Origin of the sequence: Streptomyces sp. NPDC012935, from assembly GCF_042900345.1 — a bacterium.
GTDB lineage: Bacteria > Actinomycetota > Actinomycetes > Streptomycetales > Streptomycetaceae > Streptomyces.
Genome location: NZ_JBIBBC010000014.1, coordinates 22,498 through 42,222 on the forward strand (window position 1 = coordinate 22,498; position 19,725 = coordinate 42,222).

A 19,725-nucleotide genomic window follows, 5' to 3' on the forward strand; every position below is an offset into this window, starting at 1 on the left:
ACATTAATCACGTGAGGGCGTGGCTTGCCGCCCGCAGAATTTCCTCGAACCGCGAAGCACACCGCTCAAGGGCGAACTCCCGCTCGGCCAGGGCCCTGCTCTCCTTGCCCAGGGACTCCGCCCGCGCCGGGTCGTTCAGTACCTCCCGGACCCATGTGGCCGCTTCGGACAGCGAGGACTCCTCGGGGGCGAACACCGGCGAGCCGGCCCGCCGGAGCAGTTTCGCCGCCAGGTTGTCCGCCGGCATCAGGCCCAGCACCGGGCGTCCGGCGCACAGATAGGACAGCGTCTTGGAGGGGACCGAGAACTCTCCCGCGTCCGCCGTCAGAAGCACGACCAGCACATCGCCCGCGCCCAGCACCTCGGGCAGCCGCTCGTAGGGCTGGAAGGGCAGCAGGGTCAGGTCGACGCCGCGAGCGGCGGCAGCCTCTTTGATGACCGGGACGGCCGGTCCGTCGTTGACGACGACGAGGCGGACTCGTTCGCCCTGCTCACGCAGGGTCTCGGCCAGCCGCACCAGCAGGACGGGGTTGTGCTTGAGGCCGATCGTGCCCGAGTACAGCACGGTCCTGACGCCGGTGAGGCCGTGCTCCTGCGACCATGCGTTGGCGCGGGGCACGGGCAGGATCTCGTCCAGCGGCGCCCAGTTGGGAATGACGGTGACCTTGCCGGCGGTGCCCCACTCCCGGTGGACCCGCACGAAGGAGTCGGCGATCACGACGATCGCCGAGGCCCGTCGCGCCGACCACTTCTCGCCCTGCTCGAAGACCCGGGCGGCGACGCCCATCAGCCTCGACACCCCTGCGGCGGCGAAGCTCTTCAGTGCGACGGCGGTGATGTCCTGGTGCCAGAGCACCCACGGGATACGCAGCGCCTTCAGCGCCGACGCGGCCACGACCAGGGTCGGGATCGGCAGGTTCGCCAGCATCGCCACGTCCGGCTTCTCGCGCCGCACCTGCCGTGCCAGCTCCAGACCCAGCCACGTCTCCTTGAAGAGGCGTCGGACATAGGCGCCCTTGTCCAGTACGACACGGTCGCCGATGGTGACGAAGCGGAGGCCGACGACCGTGTCCTCGGCGAGGTTGCCCTTCCCGGAGACGTAGGCCGAGCAGGTCGAGTGGACGACGTCATGACCGCGGTATGCCAGTTCACGGCTGAGCTGGGCCTGGAACGGGTGCCCGCTGTAGTCGTGGACGAGGATCCTCATGTACTGCTCTCCCGGCCGGTTCGAGGGATCAGGAACGAGCGCGCTTGACCTGGTCGAAGACCCAGGCGTAGGTCTTCTCGAGCCCGTCGGCCAGCGGGATCGACGGCTCCCAGCCGTACAGTTCCCTAATCAGGCCGTTGTCGGAGTTGCGGCCGCGTACGCCCTGCGGCGCGTCCAGCCGGTAGGCGCGCTCGCAGCGGATGCCCGCGATCTCCTCGACGATGTCGACCAGTTGGTTGATGGTGACCAGCTCGGAGGAGCCGAGGTTGACCGGGACGCTGCTGGTGCCGTTCATGAGCATCTGCGTGCCGTGGAGGCAGTCGTCGACGTACATGAAGGAACGGGTCTGCCGGCCGTCGCCCCAGATGTCGATCCGGTGCTCACCGGAGATGACCGCCTCGGCGATCTTGCGGCACACGGCGGCCGGGGCCTTCTCGCGTCCTCCGGTCCAGGTGCCCGCGGGGCCGTAGACGTTGTGGTAGCGCGCGACACGACAGGTGAACCCGTAGTCCTCCTCGAAGTGGCGGCACATGCGCTCCGAGAAGAGCTTCTCCCAGCCGTAGCCGTCCTCGGGCTGCGCCGGGTAGGCGTCCTCCTCCTTGAGGGCGGTGACTTTCGGGTCGCCCTGTTTGTCGGCGGCGTACACGCAGGCGGACGAGGAATAGAAATAGCGCTCCACACCCGCCTCTTGCGCGGCCTTGAGCATGTGGGTGCTGGTCAGCACCGACATCATGCAGGCCGCCTTGTGGTTCTCGATGAATCCCATGCCGCCCATGTCGGCGGCCAGCATGTACACCTGACGGGCGTTCCGGACGGCGGCGCGGGCGCTTTCGAGGAGGGACAGATCGGCGACGACGTTCTCGGCGCCGGCATGCACCTGCTGCCACTCATGCTGCGGCTTGATGTCGACACACCGCACGGTCAGGCCCTGGGACAAAAGGTGGGCCGCCAGATGCCCACCAATGAATCCTCCGCCACCCGCGACAACGACATCCACCTGCTTGCTCATGGCAGCTCCTTCTGGAAAGCCGGAATCCGACTGGCAGATTAATCACTGTTTACACCTTTTCATGTGATATGACGCGCGTTTCCGCATCACAAGGTGCCCGATACCTCCGTCCGAGTTCGCGTCAGGAGAGCTCCCGGAGCCACTTGGCAAAGAACGCCGGAAGCAGCACGACATGGGCCACGAGCAGGGCGACGTACAGTGCGAGGAACAGCTTCTGGTTCCCCAGGGACAGGAAGATCAGGCAGAACAGGCCGTAATCCACGGGCAACAGGACCATGCCCCGAACACTGGAAGCCGGGGCCGGCGGCCCGGTGGGCGGCTTCACCCTTCGCCTTCTCAGCTGTTCCGTGAGAATCCCTCCGAAGAACAGCAGGACGGCGGCGAACTGGAAGATGACCGGGAGCAGTAGCGCGGGCTGCGTCAGATCGAAGAAGCGGTAGAAGGAAATCAGCACCGCAGCGTGAATGCCCAGGATTTTCGCGCAGTCCACCACATGGTCCAGCCACTCCCCGGAAAGGCTGGACGACCGGTGCAGCCTGGCCAGCTGACCGTCCGCGGAATCGAGCGCGAACCCGAGAAGCAGCGCGAGTGAGACCCACTGTCCCACCGCATATGAAGGCGGGCACAGTGCAATCGCGAGAACGGCCGCGAAAGTGACCAGCGCGCTGACGGCCGTCACATGATTGGGCGAGAGCCCGATACGGTACGCCGCTGCTGCGAGCAGTCTCCCGGCCGGCCGGTTGACGAACCGTGCGTAGACGGAAACCCCCTGGGCGGGCTTCTGCACCTTCGAGAGCTGCTGCAGCGTGCTGGAGAATTCCATTACCTGACCTCGTGCGTGAACGGGCAGAAGGAGCAACCGCGTACCGAATTCTCGGAGTCGTCCGCGCGCGAGCTAATCCCGAGAGGGCACGTGACAGGCACCCCGATAGATCGCCTCCAGCCGATCCGTCACCGCATGAATCGAGAACGCCTCCCGGACGGCGCGATGCCCCGCCTCCACGAGGGCGTCCCGCTCGGCGTCGTCGGCCAGCACACCGCACACGGCTTCGGCCAGCGCCTCCGGACTGCCGTCGGTGACCTTCGCCGCGCCCCGGCGAGCCAGCTCGTCCGCGATGCCGCAGCTGTCCGTGCAGACCACGGGAGTGCCGGCCGAGAGGGCCTCCATCACGGTCATTGGGAACGGCTCGTCGACGCTGGGCAGCACATAGACCGCCGCCCTCGCATACGCCCGCACCGCCTCCGGGTGCCGCAGAGCCCCGCCGTAGGAGACGATCCCCTGCAGTCCATGGGCGGCGATCAGCCGGCGCACCGTCGGCAGCATCCCCTCGTCCGCCCCATGGATGGTGAACCGGGCGTCGGGCATCCGCCGGTGGACCAGAGCGGCCATCTCGACGAACGCCTCCGGACGCTTGCGCGGGTGCAGTCTGGCGAGGAAGAGCACCTCGCGGTGGCGCCGCGGGTGCTCCGCCCCTCCCCCGGGCTCGGGTCGCACCCCGTTGGGCAGGGTCATCAGCGGCGGACCGTCGGCACCGATGACCTCGGCCACGGCCCGGCGCTCGTGCTCGGTGAGGACCAGGCAGCCGTGCGCGCGCCGCAGCAGCGGCACGTAGACACGGTCGAAGAGCCTGGCAACGGCCGCGTGCCGGGGCTGCAGCATGCCATGCGTCTGCGCGAAGAACTTCTTGCGGCGCAACGCGGCGACGGCGAGCGCCGCGAGGGAGACGAGGTCGCGCCCCGCGTGGACGTGGACCACGTCGGCCCTGCCCATCGAGACCCACAGGTCCCTGACCAGCAGCGGATGCATGAGCCCGGTGAAGCGCCCCGGGAGCAGTGAGCGGGCCGGACGCGTGCGCAGCGGCACCGAGCCGAGGCGTTTCGGCGCTGAGGACCTGCCTCGCCACAGCGACACCAGCGTGACCTCGTGGCCTCGGGCCGCGCACTCCTCAAGGTGCCCGGCGGCCACGCTGGTCGGACCGCCGTACGCTCCGTCGTCGCTCACGAGCGTCACCACATGGACGACTCTCATGCCGCGACCCCCTGGGTGATGACCTCGCCGGGAGCGAGGTCCCGGTGGGCGATCGCCGAGGCACCGACGACCGCGCTGCGGCCGACGGTCACGCCGCGCAGCACGACGGCCCGCGCCGCGACCCAGGATCCGGGCTCCAGGCGGATCGGCCCGTTGTCGAACTCCATGGTGGGGCTGCGGTGTTGGTGACTTCCGGTGCACAGGAACGCGTCCTGCGAGACACACACGTCGCTGCCGATAGTGATCGGCTGAAGGTTCAGCAACCAGGCGCCCTCACCGATCCACACGTCGTCGCCGACGGACAGCCGCCAGGGCCAGTGCACCCGGACACCGTGCCGGATCAGCACCCGCCGCCCGACCCGCGCACCGAACGCCCGCAGCACCGCAGGCCGCCAGCGGGCCGGGAACCACCATTTGCGGAACACGAGATGCAATACGGCGAACCACGCGGCCTGGATCAGCCAGGGCCGGCCCTTGTCGTAGCCCGCCCCGGTGAAACCCCGCAGAGAACGCTCGACGACAGCCCTGTGACCGGCCTGGCCCGCACGGGCGCTTCCACCAGGCGGCGCAGCGGTCTCTGACATGGCGGCGCCCTTCCCGAAATGCGCAGAATCTGTATTTACGTGTATTTACTATGACCGCATCGCGAGCACCAGCACATACGGGCGTGTTGCCGACACCCTCGACTACCCGGCGCACGCCGCCGGGGCCGACGTTCGTCCTTTCCGGTGCCCTGCACCCCGGACGGCCCAAGAAATGGATTCCCCAGGACTGACGCCGACCCGATTGTGCGAATAATCAGACTGCCCACAAAAGGGTGCAAACAGGCAGATCCAGAGCAAAAGGAGCACTTATCGTGCGAGTAACCAGTCGAGCGGCCGCGTGGCCGACGCGAGCGAGATGGGCAGCGCGCTGCGTCGGCCTCGGCCTGACCACGGCCCTGGCGGTCACCCTCGGGGCCGGTTCCGCGTCGGCACAGCCGGGGCCCCCCAGCGACTCCGGCGAGCAGCCGGTGGAGGTGGCGGGCAACCCGACCTTCGCCACGCTGCCCACCACCATTCCCCCCTTCGACTGCGACCGGATCGTCAAGGTCGACCCGGTGACGGAGGGGACGTTCGGGGAAGACGACGAGATCACCATCCAGAACATCGACACCGACAACACCTTCGACTTCGTCATCAGCGACGACTTCAACGCCGCGGGCGTGATCGTCAAGGGCGGCCCGAACGCCAATCTCTATGACTACCGGCCCACGGGCATCCAGGCCGACGAAGATCTCCACGCGCCGCTCAACACGAGCACTCAGATGGACCCGGACGACTTCTACGGCCTCAGCCACATCGACTTCTGCCTCGTCGAGGACGGCTCCAACACCTGACGCGTCCCCCACGCCGCACAGCAAAGAGGCCCGTACGACCAAAGTCGTACGGGCCCCTTCAGGAGCTCGCGCTGGAGCTACCAGGTCAAATCAACAAGCTCACTTGTTGATCTTGGTGACCTGGCCGGCGCCGACCGTCCGGCCACCCTCACGGATGGCGAACTTCAGGCCCTCTTCCATGGCGACGGGCTGGATGAGCTCCACCTTCATCTCGGTGTTGTCACCCGGCATGACCATCTCGGTGCCCTCGGGGAGGGTCACAACGCCGGTCACGTCCGTCGTACGGAAGTAGAACTGCGGACGGTAGTTGTTGAAGAACGGCGTGTGGCGGCCACCCTCGTCCTTGGACAGGATGTAGGCCTGGGCCTCGAACTCGGTGTGCGGCGTAACCGAACCGGGCTTGATGATGACCTGGCCGCGCTCGACGTCCTCGCGCTTGATGCCGCGGAGCAGCAGACCGACGTTCTCACCGGCCTGGCCCTCGTCGAGCAGCTTGCGGAACATCTCGATGCCGGTGACCGTGGTGGTGGTCTTCTCGGTCTTGATGCCGACGATGTCGACGGTCTCGTTGACCTTGAGGACACCACGCTCGATACGGCCGGTGACGACCGTACCGCGACCGGTGATCGTGAAGACGTCCTCGATCGGCATCAGGAACGGCTTGTCGACGTCACGCTCGGGCTGCGGGATGTTCTCGTCCACGGCCTTCATGAGCTCGAGGACGGTGTTGCCCCACTCCTTGTCGCCCTCAAGGGCCTTGAGCGCCGAGACCTTGACGACCGGCAGGTCGTCGCCCGGGAACTCGTACTCGGAGAGCAGCTCACGAACCTCGAGCTCGACGAGCTCCAGGATCTCCTCGTCGTCCACCATGTCGGCCTTGTTCAGGGCGACGACGATGTACGGAACGCCGACCTGGCGGGCCAGGAGCACGTGCTCCTTGGTCTGCGGCATCGGGCCGTCGGTGGCGGCGACCACGAGGATGGCGCCGTCCATCTGGGCAGCACCGGTGATCATGTTCTTGATGTAGTCCGCGTGACCGGGGCAGTCGACGTGGGCGTAGTGACGCGTCTCGGTCTGGTACTCGACGTGCGCGATGGAGATGGTGATACCGCGCTGGCGCTCCTCGGGAGCCTTGTCGATCTGGTCGAAGGCCGAGGCCTCGTTCAGGTCCGGGTACGCGTCGTGCAGCACCTTGGTAATGGCGGCCGTAAGGGTCGTCTTACCGTGGTCGATGTGACCGATGGTGCCGATGTTGACGTGGGGCTTAGTCCGCTCGAACTTCGCCTTCGCCACGGGGTCCTCCTGTGGAGTGGTTCTGAACGCCTTGCTTCATCGGCGCCAGGTGATCTTTGCTGGAAAGCCCGGGCCTCGGGGCAAACATCCGTGTTCGCGGGTGTTTGCCCCTCAAGGCTCCGGAGTCAAGCCTAAAGCGTGTGAACGCGGTGCGTTACTCGCCCTTGGCCTTCGCGATGATCTCCTCGGCGACGTTCCGCGGAACCTCGGCGTAGGAGTCGAACTGCATGGAGTAGCTGGCACGGCCGGACGTCTTGCTGCGCAGGTCGCCGACGTAACCGAACATCTCCGAGAGGGGCACGAGGCCCTTCACGACGCGAGCACCCGCCCGCTCCTCCATGGCCTGGATCTGGCCACGGCGGGAGTTGATGTCGCCGATGACCTCGCCCATGTAGTCCTCGGGCGTGGTGACCTCGACGGCCATCATCGGCTCAAGGAGCACGGGGCTGGCCTTGCGCGCGGCCTCCTTGAAGGCCTGCGAGCCGGCGATCTTGAAGGCGAGCTCCGAGGAGTCGACCTCGTGGTAGCCACCGTCGATGAGGGTGACGCGCACGCCGGTCATCTCGTAACCGGCGAGGATGCCGAACTGCATGGCCTCCTGCGCACCGGCGTCGACCGAAGGGATGTACTCCTTCGGGATACGACCACCGGTCACCTTGTTCACGAACTCGTACGAGGCGTCGCCGCCCTCGATCGGCTCGATCGCGATCTGCACCTTGGCGAACTGGCCGGTACCACCAGTCTGCTTCTTGTGCGTGTAGTCGACGCGCTCGACGGCCTTGCGGATCGTCTCACGGTAGGCGACCTGCGGCTTGCCGACGTTGGCCTCGACCTTGAACTCACGGCGCATACGGTCGACCAGCACCTCGAGGTGCAGCTCGCCCATACCACCGATGATGGTCTGGCCGGTCTCCTCGTCCGAGTGGACCTGGAAGGACGGGTCCTCCTCGGCCAGGCGCTGGATCGCGACGCCCAGCTTCTCCTGGTCGCCCTTCGACTTGGGCTCGATGGCGACCTGGATGACCGGCGCCGGGAAGTCCATGGACTCCAGGATGACCGGGTTCTTGTCGTCGGACAGCGTCTCACCGGTGGTGGTCTGCTTCAGGCCCATGACGGCGATGATGTCGCCGGCGCCCACCGAGTCGATCTCCTCACGCTTGTTCGCGTGCATGCGGTAGATCTTGCCGATGCGCTCCTTCTTGCCCTTGACGGAGTTCAGCACGGCGGTGCCGGACTCCAGGCGGCCCGAGTAAACCCGGACGAAGGTGAGCTTGCCGAGGTGCGGGTCGCTCATGATCTTGAACGCCAGCGCGGACAGCGGCTCGTCGTCGGACGGCTTGCGCTTGACGACCAGCTCGGGGTCCTTCACGTCGTGGCCCTCGATGGCCTCGACGTCGAGCGGGGTCGGCAGGTAGCGCACGACCGCGTCGAGCAGGGGCTGGACGCCCTTGTTCTTGAACGCGGTACCACAGAACACCGGGGTGACGGTGGTGTCGCTGGACTTGCCGGACGCGATGGTGATGCGACGGATCGCGGCGTACAGCTGCTCCTCGGTGGGCTCCTGGCCCTCCAGGTACAGCTCCATGATCTCTTCGTCGTTCTCGGCGACGCCCTCGATCAGCTTGCCGCGGTACTCCTCGGCAGCCTCGGTGTGCGTGGCCGGGATGTCGACGACGTCGTACATCTCGCCCTTGGCGGCCTCGGCGGACCACACGAGCGCCTTCATGCGGACCAGGTCCACGACGCCCTTGAAGTCGGCCTCGGCGCCGATCGGAAGCTGCATGACGAGCGGCTGGGCGCCCAGGCGGTCCGAGATCATGTCCACGCAGCGGTGGAACTCGGCGCCGGTACGGTCCAGCTTGTTGACGAAGCAGATACGCGGCACGCCGTAACGGTCGGCCTGACGCCACACCGTCTCGGACTGCGGCTCGACACCGGCGACACCGTCGAACACCGTCACGGCACCGTCGAGCACACGCAGGGAGCGCTCCACCTCAACGGTGAAGTCGACGTGCCCCGGGGTGTCGATGATGTTGATGGTGTAGTCGTTGTCCTCGAGCGGCCAGTGACAGGTGGTCGCAGCAGACGTGATCGTGATGCCACGCTCCTGCTCCTGCTCCATCCAGTCCATGGTGGCAGCGCCGTCGTGGACCTCACCGATCTTGTAAGACACACCGGTGTAGAACAGGATCCGCTCGGTGGTGGTCGTCTTGCCCGCGTCGATGTGGGCCATGATCCCGATATTGCGGACCTTGGCCAGGTCAAGTGAAGTGGTAGCCATAAGGCTTCAGTCTTCTCTCGGTCTCGATGTGGGTAGCGACTACCAGCGGTAGTGCGCGAAGGCCTTGTTGGACTCGGCCATCTTGTGCGTGTCCTCGCGCTTCTTGACGGCCGCACCGAGGCCGTTCGAAGCGTCGAGAAGCTCGTTGAGCAGACGCTCGGTCATGGTCTTCTCGCGACGGGCGCGGGAGTAACCGACCAGCCAGCGCAGCGCGAGCGTGTTGGCACGACCGGGCTTGACCTCGATCGGAACCTGGTACGTCGCACCACCGACACGGCGGGACTTGACCTCGAGGGTCGGCTTGATGTTCTCCAGCGCGCGCTTCAGCGTGATGATCGGGTCGTTGCCCGTCTTCTCACGCAGACCCTCCATGGCGCCGTAGACGATGCGCTCGGCGGTGGAGCGCTTGCCGTTCAGCAGCACCTTGTTGATGAGCGACGTCACCAGAGGAGAACCGTAGACCGGGTCGATGATGACCGGGCGCTTCGGGGCGGGGCCCTTACGAGGCATTTCTACTTCTCCTTCTTGGCGCCGTAGCGGGAACGGGCCTGCTTGCGGTTCTTGACACCCTGGGTGTCGAGGGAGCCACGGATGATCTTGTAGCGAACACCCGGCAGGTCCTTCACACGGCCGCCGCGCACGAGCACGATGGAGTGCTCCTGCAGGTTGTGTCCCTCACCCGGAATGTAAGCGGTGACCTCGATCCCGCTGGTCAGACGCACACGCGCGACCTTACGCAGGGCCGAGTTCGGCTTCTTCGGGGTGGTCGTGAACACACGCGTGCAGACGCCACGACGCTGAGGGGAACCCTCGAGTGCGGGCGTCTTGTTCTTCTCGACCTTGTCCTGCCGGCCCTTACGGACCAGCTGCTGGATCGTAGGCACTACTTCTCCGGTTTCTGTGTGCCGAATGGTGAAGCTAACCTGGAACGTCGCCGACCCACGCGGTCGGGTGTGTCGAATCCGGCGGACTCCCGCCGCAAGGCGAAAACAGCACAGATTACGGTGGCCGCTCACAGCTCGCGATGCGGGTAAAGGCACGCACGAGAGCCAGGGCACACCCCAGGCACAAGGTCTGAGCGTACCTACCTCATTCGCTGCGGTCAAAACAAATGGGCCTCGCCCGCATCGCCATACGGCCGATGTCAAGACCGTACGCCGTGTTTGATCTTCGAATCGGCGATCCCGGCATGTCAGCGCCACATCGCACGGTCGACGGAACGAGCGCCCGCAGCCGTCATGCGGACAAGGCGGCAGCGACGATCATCAGCGTCAGCATGGCCGCCCAGGCCGCGGTCGACAGCCACCCCAGCACGAGGCCGGTGAGAGCGAGGGCATCGCCGCCCTCGCCGGTTCGGCGGATCTCGGCGCGCGCGGCGTGCCCCAGGGCGACGGCCGGAATGCCGGTCAGGCCGAAGCTCACGAGGCACAGCACCCCGCAGACCGCCGAACCGACGGCCTTGCCGTTCGTCGGCGGCCGGGGCGCCGCCAGGAACGTCGGTGGTACGGGCGTCATGGGCGCCGGGTGCGGCATGGGGCCCTGGGGCAGGTCGGCGACGAGCAGGGCCAGGTCCCCCACCGTACGGGCCGTGTAGGCCCGCGAGACCCGCTGCTCGAACTCCGGCTGCTCCAGCCGCCCCTCGGCGTAGCCGGCTCTGAGCACGTCGACGGCGCGCTCACGGTCGGCGTGCGAGGCCAGCATGGACGGCGCGCTCGGCCCCGTCCACGGCTGCGGCGCGCCGGCGCCGGACCACGGCTGCGGCGCACTGCTGCCCTTCCATGGCTGCCACGGCTGCCCCGGCTGCCACGACGGATGCGTCATGGAGCACCTCCCCCGTACTGGTCGGGTCCCTCCATGATGCGCCGAACCGGCATCGAGGGCATCGGGGTCTGCCCGGAGAAAACCCGGAGACGCCCGCTACGGCCCGAATCAAGCCAGGCACGCCGAAGGGCGGCCACCCCGAAAGGTGACCGCCCTCGACTGTGCCTGACTCAGGCTGCTCGCTTACTGGTTGTACGGACCGTAGTCGTAGTCCTCCAGCGGAACGGCCTGGCCGGAGCCGGTGCCGAACGGCGAGTAGTCGATGTCGTCGTAGCCGACGGCCGAGTACATCGCGGCCTTGGCCTCCTCGGTCGGCTCGACCCGGATGTTGCGGTAGCGGGACAGACCCGTACCGGCCGGGATGAGCTTACCGATGATGACGTTCTCCTTGAGGCCGATGAGGCTGTCGGACTTGGCGTTGATCGCCGCGTCCGTCAGGACTCGGGTCGTCTCCTGGAAGGAGGCGGCCGACAGCCAGGATTCCGTCGCCAGCGAGGCCTTGGTGATACCCATCAGCTGCGGACGACCGGAGGCCGGGTGACCACCCTCCTGGACCACACGACGGTTCTCGGTCTCGAACTTCGAGCGCTCGACCAGCTCGCCGGGCAGCAGCTCGGCGTCGCCGGACTCGATGATCGTCACGCGGCGCAGCATCTGCCGGATGATGATCTCGATGTGCTTGTCGTGGATCGACACACCCTGCGAGTTGTAGACCTTCTGGACCTCGCCGACCAGGTGGACCTGGACGGCACGCTGGCCCAGGATGCGCAGCACGTCGTGCGGGTTGGTGGCACCCACGGTGAGCTTCTGGCCCACCTCGACGTGCTCGCCCTCGCTGACCAGGAGCCGGGCACGCTTCGAGATCGGGTACGCCGTCTCGTCGCTGCCGTCGTCCGGGGTGACGACCAGCTTCTTGGTCTTCTCGGTCTCCTCGATCCGGACGCGGCCGGTGGCCTCGGAGATCGGGGCGACACCCTTCGGGGTACGGGCCTCGAAGAGCTCGACGACACGCGGCAGACCCTGGGTGATGTCGTCACCGGCCACACCACCGGTGTGGAAGGTACGCATCGTCAGCTGGGTACCGGGCTCACCGATGGACTGGGCGGCGATGATGCCGACCGCCTCACCGATGTCGACCAGCTTGCCGGTGGCCAGCGAGCGGCCGTAGCACATGGCGCAGGTGCCGACGGCGGACTCGCAGGTCAGGACCGAGCGGGTCTTGACCTCCTCGATGCCGGCCTTGACCAGCTGGTCGATGAGGACGTCACCGAGGTCGACGCCCGCCGGGGCGAGCACCTTGCCGTCGACGACGATGTCCTCGGCGAGGCAGCGCGCGTACACGCTGGTCTCGGCGTTGTCCGCCTTGCGCAGCACACCGTCCGCGCCGCGCTCGGCGATGGCCAGCTTGAGGCCACGCTCCGTGCCGCAGTCCTCCTCGCGAATGATGACGTCCTGGGAGACGTCGACCAGACGACGGGTGAGGTAACCGGAGTCGGCGGTACGAAGGGCGGTGTCCGCCAGACCCTTACGGGCACCGTGCGTGGAGATGAAGTACTCCAGCACGGACAGGCCCTCACGGAACGAGGCCTTGATCGGACGCGGGATGGTCTCGTTCTTCGCGTTCGACACCAGACCACGCATACCGGCAATCTGACGCATCTGCATCATGTTGCCTCGTGCACCCGAGTTCACCATCATGAAGATCGGGTTGGTCTTCGGGAAGTTGTCGTTCATCGCCTCGGCAACCTCGTTGGTCGCCTTGGTCCAGATCGCGATGAGCTCCTGCGTGCGCTCGTCCTTGGTGATCAGACCGCGCTCGTACTGCTTCTGGACCTTCTCGTCCTGCGCCTCGTAGCCCTTGACGATCTCCTTCTTCGCCTCGGGAACGACGACGTCGGAGATGGCGACGGTGACGCCGGAACGGGTGGCCCAGTAGAAGCCGGACGCCTTCAGGTTGTCGAGCGTCGCCGCCACGATGACCTTCGGGTAGCGCTCGGCGAGGTCGTTGACGATCTCGGAGAGCTGCTTCTTGCCGACCTCGTAGTCGACGAACGGGTAGTCCTCGGGCAACAGTTCGTTGAAGAGCGCACGGCCGAGCGTGGTCTTCAGACGGAAGCTGTCACCCTGCTGCCACTCCGGCTCGCCCTCTTCCTGGGCGGGCGGCATCCAGCCACGCGGCGGGATGGTGCCCACCGGGAAGCGGATGTCGATCTTCGACTGGAGCGAGAGCTCGCCGGCGTCGAAGGCCATGATCGCCTCGGCCACGGACGAGAAGCCGCGGTCCGCGCCCTTCACGTTCCGCATCTCGCTGTCGGTGGTGAGGAAGAACAGACCGAGGACCATGTCCTGGGTCGGCATCGTCACCGGACGGCCGTCGGCGGGCTTGAGGATGTTGTTCGAGGACAGCATCAGGATGCGGGCCTCGGCCTGCGCCTCCGCGGACAGCGGCAGGTGCACGGCCATCTGGTCACCGTCGAAGTCCGCGTTGAACGCGGTGCAGACGAGCGGGTGGATCTGGATGGCCTTGCCCTCGACCAGCTGCGGCTCGAAGGCCTGGATACCGAGGCGGTGCAGGGTGGGAGCACGGTTCAGCAGAACCGGGTGCTCGGCGATGACCTCTTCGAGGACGTCGTACACGACCGTGCGGCCGCGCTCCACCATGCGCTTGGCGCTCTTGATGTTCTGCGCGTGGTTCAGGTCGACCAGGCGCTTCATCACGAACGGCTTGAAGAGCTCCAGCGCCATCGCCTTGGGCAGACCGCACTGGTGCAGCTTCAGCTGCGGACCGACGACGATCACGGAACGCGCGGAGTAGTCCACACGCTTACCGAGCAGGTTCTGACGGAATCGACCCTGCTTACCCTTCAGCATGTCGCTGAGGGACTTCAGCGGACGGTTACCGGGACCGGTGACCGGGCGACCACGACGACCGTTGTCGAACAGCGCGTCGACGGCCTCCTGGAGCATGCGCTTCTCGTTGTTCACGATGATCTCGGGCGCACCGAGGTCGAGAAGGCGCTTCAGTCGGTTGTTCCGGTTGATCACACGGCGGTACAGGTCGTTCAGGTCGGAGGTCGCGAAGCGGCCACCGTCCAGCTGCACCATCGGGCGAAGGTCCGGCGGGATGACCGGCACGCAGTCGAGCACCATGCCCTTGGGGCTGTTGCTGGTCTGCAGGAACGCGGAGACGACCTTCAGGCGCTTGAGCGCACGGGTCTTCTTCTGGCCCTTGCCGGTACGGATGATCTCGCGGAGCTTCTCGGCTTCCTCGTCGAGGTCGAAGGACTCCAGGCGCTTCTGCAGCGCCGCGGCACCCATCGAGCCGTCGAAGTACGTGCCGAAGCGGTCACGCAGCTCGCGGTAGAGGAGCTCGTCGCCCTCGAGGTCCTGGACCTTGAGGTTCTTGAACCGGGTCCACACCTCGTCGAGACGGTCGATCTCGCGCTGCGCACGGTCACGCAGCTGCTTCATCTCGCGCTCGGCACCCTCGCGCACCTTGCGGCGCACGTCGGCCTTGGCGCCCTCGGCCTCGAGCTCGGCCAGGTCGGTCTCGAGCTTCTTGGCGCGGGCCTCCAGGTCGGCGTCCCGGCGGTTCTCGACCTGCTGCCGCTCGACGGATACGTGCGCCTCCAGGGAGGGCAGGTCACGCGTACGGCGCTCCTCGTCGACGTACGTGATCATGTACGCCGCGAAGTAGATGACCTTCTCGAGGTCCTTGGGAGCCAGGTCGAGCAGGTAGCCCAGCCGGCTCGGGACACCCTTGAAGTACCAGATGTGCGTAACAGGAGCGGCCAGCTCGATGTGGCCCATCCGCTCACGACGCACCTTGGCGCGAGTCACCTCGACGCCGCAGCGCTCACAGATGATGCCCTTGAAGCGGACACGCTTGTACTTGCCGCAGTAGCACTCCCAGTCCCGGGTCGGACCGAAGATCTTCTCGCAGAAGAGTCCGTCCTTTTCGGGCTTGAGGGTGCGGTAGTTGATGGTCTCGGGCTTCTTGACCTCGCCGTGGCTCCACTGACGGATGTCGTCAGCGGTGGCCAGACCGATCCGGAGCTCATCGAAGAAGTTGACGTCGAGCACTATGCGTCAATCCCTCTCAGGGTTGTAAGTCTTGGGGTCTGAAACGGGGGCCTGGGGGTCGGCGGGGCCCTGTGGGTAAGGGCCCCGCCGGACTCCCGTCAGACCTCTTCGACGCTGCTCGGCTCGCGCCGGGACAGGTCGATGCCGAGCTCCTCCGCAGCGCGGAAGACGTCCTCGTCGGTGTCACGCATCTCGATGGACATACCGTCGCTGGACAGCACCTCCACGTTCAGGCAGAGCGACTGCATCTCCTTGATGAGCACCTTGAAGGACTCGGGGATGCCGGGCTCGGGGATGTTCTCGCCCTTGACGATGGCCTCGTAGACCTTCACGCGGCCGGTGACGTCGTCGGACTTGATGGTCAGCAGCTCCTGGAGGGCGTACGCGGCGCCGTATGCCTCCAGCGCCCACACCTCCATCTCACCGAAGCGCTGGCCACCGAACTGGGCCTTACCACCCAGCGGCTGCTGGGTGATCATGCTGTACGGGCCGGTCGAACGGGCGTGCAGCTTGTCGTCGACCAGGTGGTGCAGCTTCAGGATGTACATGTAGCCGACCGAGATCGGCTCCGGGAAGGGCTCACCCGAACGGCCGTCGAACAGCGGCGCCTTACCGGTCGGGAGCACCATGCGCTCGCCGTCGCGGTTCGGAATCGTGTGCTCCAGCAGACCGGCGAGCTCGTCCTCGCGCGCACCGTCGAAGACGGGGGTCGCGACGTTCGTGCCCGGCTCGACCGCGTCGGCGCCGATCGCCTGGAGGCGCTGCGCCCACTCGTCCGCGAGGCCGGAGACGTCCCAGCCGCGGCTGGCGAGCCAGCCGAGGTGGATCTCCAGGACCTGTCCCGGGTTCATTCGGGACGGCACACCCAGCGGGTTGAGGATGATGTCGACCGGGGTCCCGTCCTCGAGGAACGGCATGTCCTCGATGGGCAGGATCTTGGAGATGACGCCCTTGTTGCCGTGGCGGCCGGCGAGCTTGTCACCGTCGGTGATCTTGCGCTTCTGCGCCACGTACACGCGCACCAGCTGGTTCACACCGGGGGGAAGCTCGTCGCCCTCCTCGCGGTCGAAGACGCGGACGCCGATGACCTTGCCGATCTCGCCGTGCGGGACCTTCAGCGAGGTGTCACGGACCTCACGGGCCTTCTCACCGAAGATCGCACGAAGCAGGCGCTCCTCCGGCGTCAGCTCGGTCTCACCCTTGGGCGTGACCTTGCCGACGAGGATGTCGCCGGCGACGACCTCGGCACCGATACGGATGATGCCGCGCTCGTCGAGGTCGGCGAGGACCTCCTCGGAGACGTTCGGGATGTCCCGGGTGATCTCCTCGGGGCCGAGCTTGGTGTCACGGGCGTCGACCTCGTGCTCCTCGATGTGGATCGAGGAGAGGACGTCGTCCTGCACGAGGCGCTGCGACAGGATGATCGCGTCCTCGTAGTTGTGACCCTCCCACGGCATGAACGCCACGAGCAGGTTCTTGCCCAGCGCCATCTCGCCGTTCTGGGTGGCGGGACCGTCGGCGAGCACCTGGCCCGTGATGATCCGGTCGCCCTCGTTGACGATGACCTTCTGGTTGACCGAGGTGCCCTGGTTGGACCGGGAGAACTTGGCCAGGCGGTACGTGATGTACGTGCCGTCGTCGTTGGCGGTGGTGATGTAGTCCGCGGAGACCTCCTGGACCACACCGTCCTTCTCGGCCTTGACCACGTCGCCGGCGTCGACGGCGGAGCGGTACTCCATGCCGGTGCCGACGAGCGGGGACTCGGACTTGATCAGCGGCACGGCCTGACGCATCATGTTCGCGCCCATGAGGGCACGGTTGGCGTCGTCGTGCTCGAGGAACGGGATCATGGCGGTCGCGACCGACACCATCTGGCGCGGCGAGACGTCCATGTAGTCCACGTCGTCACCGGCGACATAGTCGACCTCACCGCCACGGCGGCGGACGAGGACGCGGTTCTCGGCGAACCGCATGTCGTCCGAGAGCGTGGCGTTGGCCTGCGCGATGACGAAGCGGTCCTCTTCGTCGGCCGTCAGGTAGTCGACCTCGTCGGTGACGACACCGTCGGTGACCCGGCGGTACGGCGTCTCGACGAAGCCGAACGCGTTGACGCGGCCGTAGGAGGCCAGCGAACCGATCAGACCGATGTTCGGGCCTTCGGGAGTCTCGATCGGGCACATACGGCCGTAGTGAGACGGGTGCACGTCACGGACCTCGAAGCCGGCCCGCTCACGGGAGAGACCACCCGGGCCAAGAGCCGACAGACGGCGCTTGTGGGTGAGACCCGACAGCGGGTTGTTCTGGTCCATGAACTGCGACAGCTGGCTGGTGCCGAAGAACTCCTTGATGGAGGCGACGACCGGCCGGATGTTGATCAGGGTCTGCGGCGTGATCGCCTCGACGTCCTGGGTCGTCATGCGCTCACGGACGACTCGCTCCATACGCGCCAGACCCGTACGGACCTGGTTCTGGATGAGCTCGCCGACGCTGCGCAGACGACGGTTGCCGAAGTGGTCGATGTCGTCGGTCTCGACGACGATCGTGCTGCCGCTGTCCCCGGTGGTCTCGGTCTCGCCGGCGTGCAGCTTCACCAGGTACTTGATCGTCGAGATGATGTCCTCGACGGTCAGGATGCCCGCGTCGAGCGGGGCCTCCGCGCCCAGCTTCTTGTTGACCTTGTAGCGGCCGACCTTGGCGAGGTCGTAGCGCTTCGGGTTGAAGTACAGGTTCTCCAGAAGCGTCTGCGCGGCCTCACGCGTGGGGGGCTCGCCCGGACGCAGCTTGCGGTAGATGTCGAGCAGCGCGTCGTCCTGGCCCTGAGTGTGGTCCTTCTCCAGGGTGGCGCGCATGGACTCGTACTCGCCGAACTCCTCGAGGATCTGCTCGGTCGTCCAACCGAGAGCCTTGAGCAGAACGGTCACGGACTGCTTGCGCTTGCGGTCGATGCGGACACCGACCATGTCGCGCTTGTCGATCTCCATCTCCAGCCAGGCACCCCGGGACGGGATGATCTTGGCGGAGAAGATGTCCTTGTCGGACGTCTTGTCGATGGAGGAGTCGAAGTAGACACCGGGCGAGCGGACCAGCTGGGACACCACGACACGCTCGGTGCCGTTGATGACGAAGGTGCCCTTGTGCGTCATGAGCGGGAAGTCGCCCATGAAGACCGTCTGGGACTTGATCTCGCCGGTCTCGTTGTTGGTGAACTCAGCCGTCACGAAGAGCGGAGCGGCGTACGTGAAGTCGCGCTCCTTGCACTCGTCGATGCTGTTCTTCGGCGGCTCGAAACGGTGGTCGCGGAACGTCAGCGACATCGACCCGGAGAAGTCCTCGATCGGAGAGATCTCCTCGAAGATCTCCTCCAGACCGGACTTGGTGGGGACGTCCTGACCGGACTCCAGAGCCGCCTCGACCCGACTCTGCCAGGCGGTGTTGCCGAGCAGCCAGTCGAAGCTCTCGGTCTGCAGCGCGAGCAGGTTGGGAACCTCGAGGGGCTCCTTGATCTTTGCAAAGGAGATGCGCAGCGGGGCGGTGCTGGCGGCGTTATTCGTATTCGCGGTCGAGGCAGTGCGCGAGGCGGCCAAGAGGGGGTCCTTCCGAGGGCTCGGACTCACTACGCGCGTACCGGCCCCTCACAGGGACACAGAGACAGGCGTTTCCTTGTCCGACCAAAGAAGGCCAGGTCAGGGAGGTCCGGTCATCGGTGCTCAAGCGAGGGCATGCCCCTGGTGACGGGCAGGGGACAGCTAACAGGCAGCGCAAAGGGTCAGTGTAGCCAGTTGGCACACTGATGTCCAGTGCGGGTTTTTCGCGACCCTCGTTGTTCTCAACGCCCTCGGCATGCTCGCCCTCAATGCACGTTGATACTGCCCTCTTCGCCGCCGATCCATGCCTCGGATTCGGATCCTTGTGACGACGCGTCCTGAGAATTGCGCGCTGCGTGCGGTTCGTCAAGGCCCCCATGCCCCACGCGGAGGCGCCCAGGGACACGACGAAGATCACCATACCCCTCGCCATAGCGGGCGCAAGGCAACCGTGGCCGCGCCCCCAGGAACGCCGAAGAGCGACCACCCGAATGGATGATCGCTCTTCGGTGCGACTGCGTTACAGCCCCGGAGGACTGTCTTTCAGCAAGCGCGGAGGTCGTGGTCGACCAGTAGGACCGGGAAGGTCTTACTTGACCTCGACGGAGGCGCCGGCGCCCTTGAGGGACTCGGCGGCCTTCTCGGCGGCCTCCTTGGCGACCTTCTCGAGAACGGGCTTCGGGGCGCCGTCCACGAGGTCCTTGGCCTCCTTCAGACCCAGGGAGGTCAGCTCACGCACGACCTTGATGACCTGGATCTTCTTGTCGCCGGCACCGGTGAGGATGACGTCGAACTCGTCCTGCTCCTCAGCGGCCTCGGCGGCGGCGCCACCAGCGGCACCACCGGCGACGACGACCGGCGCGGCAGCGGCGGCGGTGACGTCGAACTTCTCCTCGAACGCCTTCACGAACTCGGAGAGCTCGATGAGGGTCATCTCCTCGAACTGCGCGAGCAGGTCTTCCTGGCTGAGCTTCGCCATGATGGCGGTCCTTCCACTAAATCGGCAGGTGCCGGATGTACTGGGTGTGGCGGGCGTACGT

14 protein-coding genes are annotated in these 19,725 nt (G+C 66.4%); 1 reads left to right on the top strand and 13 read right to left on the bottom strand.

What is annotated here, in order from left to right:
- Positions 1-7: 7 nt before the first annotated feature.
- The 5 genes from ACFY5C_RS28930 to ACFY5C_RS28950 all read right to left on the bottom strand — a co-directional run bounded on the left by ACFY5C_RS28930 (position 8) and on the right by ACFY5C_RS28950 (position 4,829).
- A complete protein-coding gene (locus tag ACFY5C_RS28930; RefSeq protein ID WP_389449251.1) occupies positions 8-1,207 on the bottom strand; it encodes a glycosyltransferase family 4 protein in 1,200 nt (399 codons plus the stop codon).
- 28 nt (positions 1,208-1,235) lie between these two features.
- The gene (locus tag ACFY5C_RS28935) at positions 1,236-2,216 is read right to left on the bottom strand and encodes an NAD-dependent epimerase/dehydratase family protein (protein WP_389449254.1); all 981 of its coding nucleotides are present in this window, start codon (positions 2,214-2,216) and stop codon (positions 1,236-1,238) included.
- A gap of 121 nt (positions 2,217-2,337) precedes the next feature.
- On the bottom strand, positions 2,338-3,039 hold the full coding sequence (locus ACFY5C_RS28940; protein ID WP_389449257.1) for a CDP-alcohol phosphatidyltransferase family protein: 702 nt from the start codon (positions 3,037-3,039) through the stop codon (positions 2,338-2,340).
- 72 nt (positions 3,040-3,111) lie between these two features.
- Positions 3,112-4,218 carry a glycosyltransferase gene (locus ACFY5C_RS28945; protein WP_389449260.1) on the bottom strand — a complete coding sequence of 369 codons (1,107 nt, stop codon included), beginning with the start codon at positions 4,216-4,218 and terminating at the stop codon, positions 3,112-3,114.
- A 23-nt stretch (positions 4,219-4,241) separates the two neighbouring features.
- Positions 4,242-4,829 carry a putative colanic acid biosynthesis acetyltransferase gene (locus ACFY5C_RS28950; protein WP_389449262.1) on the bottom strand — a complete coding sequence of 196 codons (588 nt, stop codon included), beginning with the start codon at positions 4,827-4,829 and terminating at the stop codon, positions 4,242-4,244.
- Between the two features lie 272 nt (positions 4,830-5,101).
- Here ACFY5C_RS28950 and ACFY5C_RS28955 point away from each other — a divergent pair, with 272 nt between their 5' ends.
- Complete coding sequence (locus ACFY5C_RS28955; protein WP_389449265.1) at positions 5,102-5,623, top strand: hypothetical protein; 522 nt, start codon at positions 5,102-5,104, stop codon at positions 5,621-5,623.
- 99 nt (positions 5,624-5,722) lie between these two features.
- On the opposite strand, the gene tuf is transcribed toward ACFY5C_RS28955, so the two are convergent.
- The 8 genes from tuf to rplL form a co-directional block, all read right to left on the bottom strand.
- Positions 5,723-6,916, bottom strand: coding sequence for an elongation factor Tu (gene tuf, locus ACFY5C_RS28960; RefSeq protein ID WP_369171677.1), 1,194 nt, complete (start codon positions 6,914-6,916; stop codon positions 5,723-5,725).
- Positions 6,917-7,070: 154 nt separating this feature from the next.
- Positions 7,071-9,197, bottom strand: coding sequence for an elongation factor G (fusA, locus tag ACFY5C_RS28965; protein ID WP_190073629.1), 2,127 nt, complete (start codon positions 9,195-9,197; stop codon positions 7,071-7,073).
- A gap of 39 nt (positions 9,198-9,236) precedes the next feature.
- Positions 9,237-9,707 (bottom strand): 30S ribosomal protein S7, encoded by a 471-nt coding sequence (gene rpsG, locus ACFY5C_RS28970; protein WP_003992340.1) that lies wholly within the window; start codon positions 9,705-9,707, stop codon positions 9,237-9,239.
- 2 nt (positions 9,708-9,709) lie between these two features.
- The gene (rpsL, locus tag ACFY5C_RS28975) at positions 9,710-10,081 is read right to left on the bottom strand and encodes a 30S ribosomal protein S12 (RefSeq protein ID WP_003948652.1); all 372 of its coding nucleotides are present in this window, start codon (positions 10,079-10,081) and stop codon (positions 9,710-9,712) included.
- Between the two features lie 352 nt (positions 10,082-10,433).
- Positions 10,434-10,898, bottom strand: a complete 465-nt coding sequence (locus tag ACFY5C_RS28980) for a DUF1707 and DUF4190 domain-containing protein (protein ID WP_389449747.1) — start codon at positions 10,896-10,898, stop codon at positions 10,434-10,436.
- A 303-nt stretch (positions 10,899-11,201) separates the two neighbouring features.
- Positions 11,202-15,101: a DNA-directed RNA polymerase subunit beta' gene (locus ACFY5C_RS28985; RefSeq protein ID WP_389449268.1), complete on the bottom strand. Its 3,900-nt coding sequence runs from the start codon at positions 15,099-15,101 to the stop codon at positions 11,202-11,204.
- A gap of 98 nt (positions 15,102-15,199) precedes the next feature.
- A complete protein-coding gene (gene rpoB, locus ACFY5C_RS28990) occupies positions 15,200-18,685 on the bottom strand; it encodes a DNA-directed RNA polymerase subunit beta (protein WP_389449271.1) in 3,486 nt (1,161 codons plus the stop codon).
- Between the two features lie 589 nt (positions 18,686-19,274).
- Complete coding sequence (gene rplL, locus ACFY5C_RS28995; RefSeq protein ID WP_363118624.1) at positions 19,275-19,664, bottom strand: 50S ribosomal protein L7/L12; 390 nt, start codon at positions 19,662-19,664, stop codon at positions 19,275-19,277.
- Positions 19,665-19,725 lie beyond the last annotated feature (61 nt).